The organism is Streptomyces adustus (genome assembly GCF_009377175.1).
GTDB lineage: Bacteria > Actinomycetota > Actinomycetes > Streptomycetales > Streptomycetaceae > Streptomyces > Streptomyces adustus.
The window spans coordinates 11,981-24,742 of the sequence record NZ_VJZD01000058.1; the positions used below are offsets into that span (position 1 = coordinate 11,981).

Genomic DNA, 12,762 nt, shown 5'->3' on the forward strand with positions numbered 1-12,762 from the left:
GCGCTGCCGGCACAGCGCAGTGATGCGCGACCTTGAGGAGGCACTCCATGCGCGGAGCCACGCACGCCAAGTGGGCCGCATGCGCGGCGGCGGTAGCGCTCACGGCGACGGCCTGCGGAGGCGGCGGAGGCGGAGGCGGAGGCGGCACGTCCGGCGGGGTGCTCAGCTCTTCCTGGGGCGACCCGCAGAACCCGCTGGAGCCCGCCAACACCAACGAGGTCCAGGGCGGCAAGGTCCTCGACATGATCTTCCGGGGGCTGAAGCGGTACAACCCCCAGACGGGCGCGGCCGAGGACATGCTCGCCGCGAAGATCGACACCCCGGACTCCCAGAACTTCACCGTCACGCTGAAGCCCGGCTGGAAGTTCAGCAACGGGGAGCCCGTCACCGCGTCCTCCTTCGTGGACGCCTGGAACTACGGCGCGAGCCTGAAGAACAACCAGAAGAACGCGTACTTCTTCGGCTACATCGAGGGCTACGACAAGGTCCACCCGGAGGACGGGAGCCAGCAGACCGCCCAGACGCTCTCCGGTCTGAAGGTGGTCGACGACAAGACCTTCACCGTCAAGCTCACCCAGAAGTTCTCCACCTTCCCCGACACCCTCGGCTACGTGGCCTACGCCCCGCTGCCGAAGTCGTTCTTCAGCGACCACGCGGGCTGGCTCAGCAAGCCGGTCGGCAACGGCCCGTACACCATCGACTCCTACACCAAGGGCTCCCAGATGGCCCTGAAGAAGTGGGACGGCTACCCCGGTGACGACAAGGCCCAGAACGACGGGGTCACCCTGAAGGTCTACACCGACAACAACACCGCCTACACCGACCTGCTGGCCGGCAACCTCGACCTGGTCGACGACGTGCCCGCGGCCCAGCTGAAGAACGTCAAGAACGACCTGTCCGGCCGGTACATCAACACCCCCGCCGGCATCATCCAGACCCTCGCCTTCCCGTTCTACGACAGCGACTGGAACAAGAGCGGCTCGGAGAAGGTCCGCAAGGGCCTGTCCATGGCGATCAACCGCGCCCAGATCACCGACACCATCTTCCAGAAGACCCGCACCCCGGCCAGCGACTGGACCTCACCCGTGCTGGGCAAGGCCGGGGGCTTCCAGGACGGCCTGTGCGGGGACGCCTGCGACTACAACCCGACCGAGGCGAAGAAGCTGATCCAGGAGGGCGGCGGACTGCCCAACGGGCAAGTCAAGATCACCTACAACGCGGACACCGGCTCGCACAAGCAGTGGATCGACGCCGTCTGCAACTCCATCAACAACGCCCTCGGCAACGACAAGGCCTGCGTCGGCAACCCGGTCGGCACCTTCGCCGACTTCCGCAGCCAGATCGGCGACAAGAAGATGAGCGGCCCCTTCCGGGCCGGCTGGCAGATGGACTACCCGCTGATCCAGAACTTCCTCCAGCCGCTCTACTACACCAACGCCTCCTCCAACGACGGCCACTGGTCCAACAAGGACTTCGACAAGCTCGTCGACCAGGCCAACGCCGAGACCGACAGCGCCAAGGCGATCAGCACCTTCCAGGACGCCGAGAAGGTCGTCCGGGACAACATGGCGGCCATTCCGCTGTGGTACCAGAACGGCAGCGCGGGCTACTCGGAGCGGTTGTCCAACGTCAAACTCAACCCGTTCTCCGTCCCCGTGTACAACGAGATCAAGGTCGGCTGATCCGTCGTGGGACGCTACGTCGTCCGGCGCCTGCTCCAGATGATCCCGGTGTTCATCGGCGCCACTCTGCTGATCTTCCTCATGGTCAACGTGATGGGCGACCCCATCGCGGGCCTGTGCGGCGAGCGGCAGTGCGACCCCGCCACGGCCGCCCAGCTGAAGAGGGACTTCGGCCTCGACAAGCCGGTCTGGCAGCAGTACGTGACCTACATGGGGAACGTCTTCACCGGCGACTTCGGTACGGCGTTCAACGGCCAACCCGTCACCGAGCTGATGGCGAGCGCCTTCCCGGTCACCATCCGTCTGACGATCGTCGCGATCCTCTTCGAGGTCATCGTCGGCATCGCCCTCGGTGTCGTCACGGGCCTGCGCCGGGGCTCGCCCGTCGACACCGGGGTGCTCCTGCTGACCCTCGTCGTGATCTCCGTCCCCACCTTCGTCACCGGTCTGCTGCTCCAGCTGCTGCTGGGCGTCAAGTGGGGCTGGATCAAACCGTCGGTCTCGCCCGACGCCACCTTCGGCGAGCTGATCGTGCCGGGCCTGGTGCTGGCCTCCGTGTCCCTGGCCTACGTCACCCGGCTGACCCGTACCTCCATCGCCGAGAACAAGCGCTCCGACTACGTCCGTACGGCGGTCGCCAAGGGTCTGCCCCGGCACCGGGTCGTCACCCGGCACCTGCTGCGCAACTCCCTCATCCCGGTGGTCACCTTCATCGGCACCGACATCGGTGCCCTGATGGGCGGCGCGATCGTCACCGAGCGGATCTTCAACATCCATGGCGTCGGCTACCAGCTCTACCAGGGCATCCTGCGCCAGAACACCCAGACCGTGGTCGGCTTCGTGACCGTCCTGGTGATCGTCTTCCTGGTCGCCAACCTGCTCGTCGACCTGCTGTACGCCGTACTCGACCCGAGGATCCGCTATGTCTGACCATCAGGGCACCGGCGCACCCGAGGGCGTCATCGCCCCGACCGGCATGGGAGGGGCCATGGACCTCGCCGCCAGCGAGGCCGAGACCCTGGAGAAGACGCCCGGCGGCCCCCTGGGCACGGGTCCGGCCGGCAAGCCCCGCTCGTTGTGGTCCGACGCCTGGCGCGACCTGCGCCGCAACCCGGTCTTCATCATCTCCGCGCTGGTCATCCTCTTCCTGGTCTTCATCTCCCTGTGGCCCTCGGCGATCGCCTCCGGCAGCCCGCTGAAGTGCAACCTCTCCAAGGCCCAGGAGGGCTCCCAGCCGGGCGCCCCGTTCGGGTACGACGGCCAGGGCTGCAACGTCTACACCCGCACCGTCTACGGCGCCCGTACGTCCGTCACGGTCGGCGTCCTCGCCACGCTCGGGGTCGCGATCCTCGGCAGCATCCTGGGCGGCTTCGCGGGCTTCTTCGGCGGGTTCTGGGACTCGATCCTGTCCCGGATCACCGACGTCTTCTTCGCCATCCCGGTCGTCCTCGGCGGTCTGGTCCTGCTGTCCGTGGTCACCAGCAACACCGTCTGGCCGGTGATCGGCTTCATGGTGCTGCTGGGCTGGCCGCAGATCTCCCGGATCGCCCGCGGCTCCGTCATCACCGCCAAACAGAACGACTACGTCCAGGCCGCCCGCGCGCTGGGCGCCTCCAACTCCCGGCTGCTGCTGCGGCACATCGCCCCGAACGCGGTGGCGCCGGTGATCGTCGTGGCGACCATCGCGCTCGGCACCTACATCTCGCTGGAGGCGACCCTGTCGTACCTCGGCGTCGGCCTGAAGCCGCCCAGCGTGTCCTGGGGGATCGACATCTCCGCCGCCTCCCCGTACATCCGCAACGCCCCGCACGCGCTGCTGTGGCCCTCCGGCGCCCTGGCGGTGACCGTCCTGGCCTTCATCATGCTCGGCGACGCGGTGCGCGACGCCCTCGACCCGAAGCTGAGGTGACGGCGACATGCTGCTCGAAGTACGCGATCTGCACGTGGAGTTCCGGACCAGGGACGGTGTCGCCAAGGCCGTCAACGGGGTCAGCTACGGCGTCGACGCGGGCGAGACGCTCGCCGTGCTCGGCGAGTCCGGCTCCGGGAAGTCCGTCACGGCGCAGGCGATCATGGGCATCCTCGACATGCCGCCGGGGCGGATCACCGGCGGCGAGATCCTCTTCCAGGACCGGGACCTGCTGACCCTGAAGGAGGAGGAGCGGCGCAAGGTCCGGGGCGCCGGGATGGCGATGATCTTCCAGGACGCGCTGTCGTCCCTGAACCCCGTGCTCTCCGTCGGCGAACAGCTCGGCGAGATGTTCGTCGTGCACCGCGGGATGAGCCGCAAGGACGCCCGGGCCAAGGCCGTGGAACTCATGGACCACGTCCGCATCCCCGCCGCCAGGGAACGCGTGAAGCAGTACCCCCACCAGTTCTCCGGAGGCATGCGCCAGCGCATCATGATCGCGATGGCGCTGGCCCTGGAACCGGCCCTGATCATCGCCGACGAACCCACCACCGCCCTCGACGTCACCGTCCAGGCCCAGGTCATGGACCTGCTCGCCGAGTTGCAGCGCGAGTACGACATGGGACTGATCCTGATCACCCACGACCTGGGCGTGGTCGCGGACGTGGCCGACCGGATCGCGGTGATGTACGCCGGACGGATCGTGGAGCAGGCGCCCGTGCACGACATCTACAAGGCACCCGCCCACCCCTACACCCGGGGCCTGCTGGACTCCATCCCGCGCCTGGACCAGAAGGGCCAGGAGCTCTACGCGATCAAGGGCCTGCCGCCCAACCTCATGGCCATCCCGCCCGGCTGCGCCTTCAACCCGCGCTGCCCGATGGCCCAGGAGGTGTGCCGCGTCGACGTCCCGCCGCTGTACGAGGTGTCCGCGCACGGGGAGCCCGAACACGTGGTGGCCGAGCCGGGCGCGGAGCGCGTGAGCGCGTGCCACTTCTGGCGGGAGTGCCTCCATGGCTGAGCCGATCCTGGAGGTCAGCGGCCTCTTCAAGCACTACCCGCTCACCCAGGGCATCCTGTTCAAGAAGCAGATCGGCGCCGTGAAGGCCGTCGACGGCGTCGACTTCACCCTGCTGCGCGGCGAGACCCTCGGCATCGTGGGGGAGTCCGGCTGCGGCAAGTCGACGGTCGCCAAGCTGCTGGTCAACCTGGAGAAGCCGACGGCCGGCGCGATCCGGTACAAGGGCGAGGACATCACCCGGCTGTCCGGGAAGGCGCTGAAGGCCGTACGGCGCAACATCCAGATGGTCTTCCAGGACCCCTACACCTCGCTCAACCCCCGGATGACCGTCGGCGACATCATCGGGGAGCCGTACGACATCCACCCCGAGGTGGCGCCCAAGGGCGACCGGCGCCGCAGGGTCCAGGAACTGCTGGACGTGGTCGGTCTCAACCCCGAGTACATCAACCGCTATCCCCACCAGTTCTCCGGCGGGCAGCGCCAACGCATCGGCATCGCACGGGGGTTGGCGCTGCGGCCCGAGGTGATCGTCGCCGACGAGCCGGTCTCCGCGCTGGACGTGTCGGTGCAGGCACAGGTCATCAACCTGATGGCGCGTCTCCAGGACGAGTTCGAGCTCTCCTACCTCTTCATCGCGCACGACCTGTCCATCGTCCGGCACATCTCGGACCGGGTCGGCGTGATGTACCTCGGGCGGATCGTGGAGATCGGCAGGGACGCGGAGATCTACGATCACCCCACCCACCCCTACACCCAGGCCCTGCTGTCCGCCGTCCCGGTCCCCGACCCGGACGCTCGCGAGCACCGCGAGCGGATCATCCTGGCGGGTGATGTGCCGTCCCCGACGAACATCCCCTCCGGCTGCCGCTTCCGCACCCGCTGCTGGAAGGCCCAGGAGCGCTGTGCGCTGGAGGTGCCGGTGCTGGCCGTGCCCGCCGAGTTCCGGCACGCGAGCGGTCCGCAGGCCCACGACTCGGCCTGCCACTTCGCCGAGGAGAAGCAGGTCGTGCCGCCCGAGGGGGCCTCGGACGATCATGATGACGGGACGCCATAGCATGGCAAACCCGCACCAAGTGCGTTAACACGCAGGCAACTTGGCCGACGCGGTTCCGATATACGGACGCGTCAGTCTGAACAGCGTACGGCCGTGCGGGTGCCGTAAGCGGGCCGGGAGCGCCATGTCTCCCGGCCCGCTGCTGTATTTTGCGCCTGAACCGGCGTGGATCAGTCCAGATCGAGGGCGCGTCGCAGGAAGTTCACCTGGAGGAGAAGCAGGTTCTCGGCGACCGTCTCCTGCGGGGTCATGTGGGTGACGCCGGACAGCGGCAGCACCTCGTGCGGACGGCCGGCGGCCAGCAGGGCCGAGGACAGCCGCAGGGTGTGGGCGGCCACCACGTTGTCGTCGGCCAGCCCGTGCACGATCATCAGCGGGCGGTGCGGCCCGTCGGCGGCGGACAGGCCCTCGTCCGTGACCAGACCGCTGCGCGCGTACGCGTCCGCATCCGCGTCCGGGGTGCCCAGGTAGCGCTCGGTGTAGTGGGTGTCGTACAGGCGCCAGTCGGTGACCGGGGCGCCGGCGATGCCCGCGTGGAAGACGTCCGGGCGGCGCAGCACGGCCAGCGCCGCCAGATAGCCGCCGAACGACCAGCCGCGGATCGCCACCCTGGACAGGTCGAGCGGGTACGACTTCGCGAGGTCCTGGAGCGCCTCGACCTGGTCGTCCAGTGACACCGTGAAGTCCCGGTGGACCGCCTTCTCCCAGCCCGGCGAGCGCCCCGGGGTGCCCCGCCCGTCCGCGACGACGACCGCGAACCCCTGGTCGGCGAACCACTGCGAGGTCAGATGCGCGTTGTGCGCGGCGACCACCCGCTGGCCGTGCGGGCCGCCGTAGGGGTCCATCAGGACCGGCAGGGGAGTGTCACCGGGGTAGTCCGTAGGCATAAGCACGGCGCACGGAATTCTCCGTGCGCCCCCTTCGGTCAGCGTCACGCGCGGCGACATACCAGGATTTTCGGCGTACGACCGGACAGTCGCCGTCCGCTTTCCGCCACGCAGCACCTGCACCTCCGTCCCGGGCCGGTCCGGCGTGGCGGAGGCCAGCACGGTCACGCCTCCGGCGCGTACCGCCGTATGCACGCCGGGCACCTGCGAGACGCGCTCCAGGCCCCGCTCGTTGACTCGATACACATGTACCTCACCGGTCTCGGGCGCCGTCGCGCCCTCCCCGGCCGACGCCGAGATCAGGACGTCCTCGTCGGCGACGTCGAGCACCGCCCGCACGTGCAACTGCGGTCCGGTCAGCGGTCGTTCGCCGACCGTGAGGACCCGCGCGCCGCCCTCGTCCGCGATCCGGATCAGCTTTCCCGACGGGCTCCAGCAGGGCACGCCGGCGAAAAGATCCAGCCAAATCCGATCTTCATCCGCGTGCACCATCCGGGTCGCCCCCGTGTCCGGGTCCACCGCCAGGAACAACTGGCTGCGCTGGTCCCGCGCCTGCACGAGCAGCAGCGGTGCACCCGCCGCTGACCAGTGCACTCGCGCCAGATACGGGTAGCGCGCCCGGTCCCAGGAGACCTCCGTGCGGCTTCCGCCGAGGTCGACGATCAGCAGTCGCACCTCCGCGTTGGGCGTGCCGGCCGCCGGATACGGGACGTGTTGTGGGTCACGTTCAGGCTGCGCGGGGTCGGAGATCCACCACAGTCGCACCGGCGTGTCGTCCACTCGCGCGACCAGGAGCCGGTCCGACTCCGGCGCCCACCAGAAGCCGCGCGAACGGGACATCTCCTCGGCCGCGACGAACTCGGCGAGTCCGTAGGAAATCGACTCCGACTCGGGCTCGACGAGCGCCCGGTCGCCCGCGCCCTCGGCGTCCACCACACGCAGGGCGCCCTCGTGGACGTAGGCGACGTGCCGCCCGTCGGGAGCGGGCCGGGGGTCGATCACCGGCCCCGGGACGGGGAGTTCACGTGCCGTACCGGCCCGCAGTTCGGCCGTGAACAACCGCCCGGACAGAGCGAACGAGGCCAGTTCCACAGCCTCGTCGGTGGCGTAGCCGACGATGCCGGCGCCGCCCTCTCGGCTGCGTTCGCGGCGCGCCCGCTCCTCGGCGGAGAGGTTCTCCGAGGCCCCGCCCAGCAGGGCCCGGGGATCGGCGACCACGCGCTCGTGCCCCTCCGGAACGTCAAGCACCCAGAGGGAGTTGGCCCGGTCGGTGCCGGAGCCGGAGCGCAGGAACACGACCCGCGCGCCGTCGGGAGCCACGGTGTACGAACGCGGCGCGCCGAGCGTGAAACGCTGGGTGCGCGCGTGCCGACGGGGAAAGGAATCAGGCTCGGTCGTCATGCCTTGACCATATTGGCCATGCGCCCCCTTGTGCGGCAGTGCGCCGACCGATGCGCGCGCACGGATAGTTATGATCACTAGCGCTGTGTGGGTATGAACCCGCTGGCTGCTGTACGGATTTACCAGTTCCCCTGCTATGCCCCCACGTCCCCGGTCCTTGGAGGTGAGCCGCCGTGGCACTCTCGATTTCGGCGGTAGTGCTGCTGGCGATCGTCGTCTTCCTGCTGATCAAGAAGTCGGGCCTGAAGGGCGGGCACGCGGTCGTGTGCATGCTCCTCGGGTTCTACCTCGCCTCGTCGACGGTGGCGCCCACGATCAGCGATCTGACCACGAGCGTCGCCAGCATGATCGGCAGCCTCAAGTTCTGATGTGCACGGGTGTGCGGGCTCCGGTGGGCTGTTGACCGGACCGGTCCGTCGGCCCTCGGACGCGTACGGCACGAAGTCGGCCCAGGCCTCGGGCGAGAGCCGGAGGCGGGGGCCGGCGGTGTACGTGGAGTCGCGGACGCGGACGACGGTGGTGGTGTCCGCGAACTTCAGCAGCCCGATCCTGCCGTCCGGCCCGGGACGGGCGGCACTCGTCGTCGGCGTCGTCCGAAGCGGGACGTGAGCCAAGCGCCCATCTCCCGGAGGCGCTCGTCCGGCTCCACCCCCCAACCCGGTTCGTCCGCCTCCCTCTTGAGCCGGACCGCCTCACCGTCCACCTGTGTCATGCCGCGCCCCCTTCGCCGTACGACCGTGCCGCGACGTCCCGGCGGTGACTCCGAGCGGCAGGGCCGTCACTGTCCACGGCAAGGCGTGCGGCCACTCCGAGTGACGTGATCCACGAAACCGCCGCCCACGTAGGGTGGACGCATGACGGAACAGAGCGCCCGGAGTCTGTTGCTGGTGCACGCGCACCCGGACGACGAGTCGATCAACAACGGCGCGACCATGGCCAGGTACGCGGCCGAGGGCGCTCGGGTGACCCTGGTCACCTGCACCCTCGGCGAGCTCGGCGAGGTCATCCCGCCCGAGCTCGCCCACCTGAGCGGTGACGCGCTGGGCGAACACCGGCTGGGCGAACTCGCGGCCGCGATGAGCGAGCTCGGCGTGAAGGACTTCCGTCAGCTCGGCGGCCCCGGCCGCTACCGGGACTCCGGGATGATGGGCCTGCCCGACAACGACGACCCGGCCTGCTTCTGGCAGGCGGACGTCGACGAGGCCGCCGCCCACCTCCTCGACGTCATCCTGGAGGTGCGCCCCCAGGTCCTCGTCACCTACGACCCCGACGGCGGCTACGGCCACCCCGACCACATCCAGGCCCACCGCGTCGCCGTGCGCGCCGCGGAGCTGGCCGCCGACGCCGGTCTGCCGATCCCCAGGGTCTACTTCAACCGCATGCCGCGCCCCGTGGCCGAGGAGGCCTTCGGCCGCCTGCGCGACCGCCTGCCCGGCCTGCCCTTCACCGAGACCGCCGCGGTCGACGACGTACCGGGCGTGGTGGCCCGCGAGCGGATCACCGCCGAGATCGACGGCACCGCGTACGCCGCCGCCAAGGCCGCCGCGATGCGCGCGCACGCCACCCAGATCGAGGTGGCCCCCGACGAGGCGTCCTTCGCGCTCTCCAACGAGCTCGCGCAGCCGCTGTTCACCACCGAGTACTACGAGCTGGCGGGCGGCGCGGACGGGGCCGGACGGGTGTCCGACCTGTTCGCCGGGGCGGAGGAGACGTCATGACGCAACACGGTTCGATGCTCGCCCAGCCGCTGCGACGGCCCTCCGCCGGACGCGTCCTGGCCTGTCTGGGGCTCTTCGTGCTCGGCGTGGTGGTCGCCATGGCCGGGGCCCTGGTGCAGTCCGGCTGGTTCCCGGGCGGACTGCTGCTCGCGCTCGCCGGCGCGGCCGGGCTCTTCCTCGGCGGGGCGCGCGTCACGGGCAGCCGCGGCGGGGCCGTGGCGTCCGCCGCGGGCTGGATGGTCACCGTCGTCTTCCTCACCGCCACCCGTCCCGAAGGGGACTTCCTGTTCGGCGCGGGAGGCGGCTCGTACCTCTTCCTGCTGGGCGGCATGGCCCTTGCTGTGATCTGCGCCACCCTCGGCTGGGGGCGGCGATCGGAGGCCGACTCCGTCCGACTTGGCAAGTGACGTACCACTTCGCCGTACGGCGCACGGGTACCTGCCGTGTGGTTTTACCCGGCGGTCGCGGGATACAGGCCGGAAGCGGCCAGTATGGTGGTGCGCGCCGCCGAGCCTTCCCCGCGCACTCGACCCCGTTCGAGCACAGGGAACCCCACATGAGGTTGTGCGGGCGGCGGAGTCAACCGGGAGAACCTGCCTTGAGTCGTGAAACTGACACTCCGTCCTCCGGGCCCGACGGGCGCGGCGGAGCCGCATACCCTTCGGGCACGCCGCCGTACGGGACCCCCATGGTTTCCGACACCGGCGCGGGGACGGGCCGTCCGGCCGCCCAGCCGGAGGAGCGCAAGACCGAGACCACGCTGACGACCCGTATCCGGATCAACATCCCCGGGTCGCGGCCGATTCCGCCGGTCGTCGTCCGTACGCCCGTCACGGACCCCGAGAGCGTCCCGGGCGACGACACCGGCACCCACGCGCAGCCGGACGTCGCCCCGTCCGCCGCGGCCGTCGAGCCGTCGGCCGAGCCCGAGGCCCCGGCCGAGGAGAAGACCAGCGACTGGTTCGCGCCCCGCAAGGGCGGCACGGCCAAGAGCGGCTCCACCAACGGTGCGGGCATGCCCGGCGGTTCGGCGGCGGGCACAGCCCCCGCCCCGGCGCCCGCCGCCGGTCCCGGGCCTGCCACGGGCGCGCGGCCGGGTGCCGGCCGCCCCGGCCCCGCGAGCGCCCCCGGCGGCTCCCGTCCCGGCGGTACCAACGGCGCCGGACTGCCCGGCGCCACCGGCGGCCCGGTCGCGCCCGGCCACGGTGGCGGCACCGGTTCCTTCGACGTGACCGAGGCGCTGGCAGCGGGCCCGCTGGGCGGCGGTGCCCGCCCCGGAGCCGGCGAGCCGCGCCGCGACGACCTGCCGTACTTCACGGAGAACGGCCAGAGCGGCCACGGCGGCCCGCCGAGCGGTCCCGGGGGCCAGGGCGGCGCCCAGGGCCCCTCCGGTCCCACCGGCGGCCCCGTCACCGGCGACGGCCCGCTGGTGCCCCCGGCCGGCTCGGCGCCCGGCGCACCCGCCGGTGCGCGTCCCCCCGGCGGTCTCGGCGTCCGTCGCGTTCCCGGCGCGTCCGGCGCGCCCGGCGGCCCTGGCGCGCCCGGCGGTCCCGGTGCCCCCGGTCGTCCCGGTGGCCCCGCTCGTCCCGGTGCCGCCGACCGCGCCGGTGCCCCCGGCCGTCCCGGCACGCCCAAGTCGTTCAGCGGCGAGTCCTTCAGCGGCGAGTCCTTCACCGACCCCATGCCCGCCGGCCCCCGTGGCGGCGCGGCGGTCCCCGGCGGCGGACTGAGCGACGACACCGCGATCCTCACCCCGCAGAAGCCGGCCCCCGGCCCGGGCCCCGGCGGCTACGGCGGCCCCCGGGACAAGGTCTCCGGTGACACCGTCACCAGCGGCATCCCCGTCACGCCCCCCGGCGCGCCGTTCGGACCCGGCCCCCGCTTCGACGGACCGCCGCAGCACACCGGTCCGAAGCTGCCCGAGCCCGTCGCGCAGAACGTGCCCGCCGCCGCGCCCCGCAAGAAGAAGGGCCGCAGCAAGCTGGTCCTGCTCGGCGGCCTCGCGGTCGTCGTCCTGGTCGGCGCCTACGGCGCGGGCCTGCTGATGAACCACTCCGACGTGCCCAAGGGCACCACCGTGCTCGGCGTCGACATCGGCGGCGGCACCCGTGACGACGCCGTCAAGAAGCTCGACGACGCCTTCGGCAAGAAGGTCGGCCAGCCGCTGAAGCTGTCGGTCGGCGGCACCACCGTCACGCTGAAGCCGGATCAGGCCGGGCTCCAGTTCGACGAGCAGGCCACGGTCGCCGCGGCCGCCCAGAGCGACTACAACCCGGTCTCCGTGATCGGCTCGCTCTTCGGCGGACAGCGCGAGATCGAGCCCGCCATGCCCGTCGACGAGGAGAAACTCCAGGCCGCCCTGGAGAGCGCCGCGGGCGGCGCGAGCTCCAACGACGGCACGATCAGGTTCCAGTCGGGCAAGGCCGTGGCCGTCTACGGCAAGCCGGGCAAGGGCATCGACGTCGCCGGGTCGAAGACCGTGGTCCAGCAGGCCTACCGCACCCAGGTGGAGACCGGCGCGGCCGCCACCGTGCAGGTCCCGACCACCACCCGGCAGCCGACGATCTCGGACGCCGAGGTCGACCGGATGATGAAGAAGTTCGCCCAGCCCGCGATGTCCGGCAAGGTCACCGTGCAGACGGACGCCGCGCACTCGATCCCCTTCAGCCCGCAGAAGTCCCTGTGGAAGTTCCTGGAGGTCAAGGCGGTCGACGGCAAGCTCGTCGAGAGCTACAACGAGGCCGCGCTCAAGGAGCTCTACGGCCACACCTTCGACGGCGTGCTCATCACCCGCGGCACCGGCCAGAAGACGGCCGTCACGGTGCAGGACGTGATCAGCGCCCTGCGCCCGGCCCTGCTCAGCACCACGAACCGGGTCGCCGTCATCGACACGAACCCCAGCTAGGACAGGTCTCGGGATCCGCCCGGTCGGGGCGGCTCCCGGGCCGGAACGGCCAACCGAGGGGGCACCCGGCGGACACCGCCTGGTGCCCCCTCGTCGTGTCCCGCGGCCGTTCCCCGGCCGTGTTCGCGCACCGAGCCGTCGCCTCGTGGGCATGACATCTGTCATACGACAGTCGGGACCGCCGA

General features: G+C 70.9%; 10 protein-coding genes and 1 pseudogene. 9 read left to right on the plus strand and 2 right to left on the minus strand.

Annotated elements, in window-relative coordinates; translation table 11 throughout:
* The first annotated feature begins 47 nt into the window (after nt 1-47).
* The 5 genes from FNH09_RS16865 to FNH09_RS16885 are packed head-to-tail and all read left to right on the plus strand — an operon-like array spanning nt 48 to nt 5,666.
* Complete coding sequence (locus FNH09_RS16865; protein WP_152888664.1) at nt 48-1,682, plus strand: peptide ABC transporter substrate-binding protein; 1,635 nt, start codon at nt 48-50, stop codon at nt 1,680-1,682.
* A gap of 6 nt (nt 1,683-1,688) precedes the next feature.
* Nucleotides 1,689-2,612 carry an ABC transporter permease subunit gene (locus FNH09_RS16870; protein WP_162468694.1) on the plus strand — a complete coding sequence of 308 codons (924 nt, stop codon included), beginning with the start codon at nt 1,689-1,691 and terminating at the stop codon, nt 2,610-2,612.
* The gene (locus tag FNH09_RS16875) at nt 2,605-3,591 is read left to right on the plus strand and encodes an ABC transporter permease (RefSeq protein WP_152888668.1); all 987 of its coding nucleotides are present in this window, start codon (nt 2,605-2,607) and stop codon (nt 3,589-3,591) included. The genes FNH09_RS16870 and FNH09_RS16875 overlap by 8 nt, the downstream gene beginning before the upstream one ends.
* Before the next feature lie 7 nt (nt 3,592-3,598).
* The gene (locus FNH09_RS16880) at nt 3,599-4,612 is read left to right on the plus strand and encodes an ABC transporter ATP-binding protein (protein ID WP_152888671.1); all 1,014 of its coding nucleotides are present in this window, start codon (nt 3,599-3,601) and stop codon (nt 4,610-4,612) included.
* The gene (locus FNH09_RS16885) at nt 4,605-5,666 is read left to right on the plus strand and encodes an ABC transporter ATP-binding protein (protein WP_152888673.1); all 1,062 of its coding nucleotides are present in this window, start codon (nt 4,605-4,607) and stop codon (nt 5,664-5,666) included. Before FNH09_RS16880 ends, FNH09_RS16885 begins: the two co-directional genes overlap by 8 nt.
* A gap of 170 nt (nt 5,667-5,836) precedes the next feature.
* Here FNH09_RS16885 and FNH09_RS16890 read toward each other — a convergent pair whose 3' ends face one another.
* Nucleotides 5,837-7,954: a S9 family peptidase gene (locus FNH09_RS16890; RefSeq protein WP_152888675.1), complete on the minus strand. Its 2,118-nt coding sequence runs from the start codon at nt 7,952-7,954 to the stop codon at nt 5,837-5,839.
* A gap of 173 nt (nt 7,955-8,127) precedes the next feature.
* Between FNH09_RS16890 and FNH09_RS16895 the strand changes: the two genes are divergently transcribed.
* Nucleotides 8,128-8,322: a hypothetical protein gene (locus FNH09_RS16895; protein ID WP_162468695.1), complete on the plus strand. Its 195-nt coding sequence runs from the start codon at nt 8,128-8,130 to the stop codon at nt 8,320-8,322.
* A gap of 81 nt (nt 8,323-8,403) precedes the next feature.
* Here FNH09_RS16895 and FNH09_RS50185 read toward each other — a convergent pair.
* Nucleotides 8,404-8,610 (minus strand): annotated as a pseudogene (locus FNH09_RS50185) (hypothetical protein); the annotation flags it as partial.
* Nucleotides 8,611-8,808: 198 nt separating this feature from the next.
* On the opposite strand from FNH09_RS50185, the gene mshB reads away from it, so the two are divergent.
* The 3 genes from mshB (at nt 8,809) to FNH09_RS16915 (ending at nt 12,577) form a co-directional block, all read left to right on the plus strand.
* Complete coding sequence (mshB, locus tag FNH09_RS16905) at nt 8,809-9,672, plus strand: N-acetyl-1-D-myo-inositol-2-amino-2-deoxy-alpha-D-glucopyranoside deacetylase (protein WP_152888677.1); 864 nt, start codon at nt 8,809-8,811, stop codon at nt 9,670-9,672.
* Nucleotides 9,669-10,079 (plus strand): DUF6113 family protein, encoded by a 411-nt coding sequence (locus tag FNH09_RS16910; RefSeq protein WP_152888679.1) that lies wholly within the window; start codon nt 9,669-9,671, stop codon nt 10,077-10,079. The genes mshB and FNH09_RS16910 overlap by 4 nt, the downstream gene beginning before the upstream one ends.
* A gap of 191 nt (nt 10,080-10,270) precedes the next feature.
* On the plus strand, nt 10,271-12,577 hold the full coding sequence (locus tag FNH09_RS16915) for a peptidoglycan binding domain-containing protein (protein WP_152888681.1): 2,307 nt from the start codon (nt 10,271-10,273) through the stop codon (nt 12,575-12,577).
* Nucleotides 12,578-12,762: the final 185 nt, after the last annotated feature.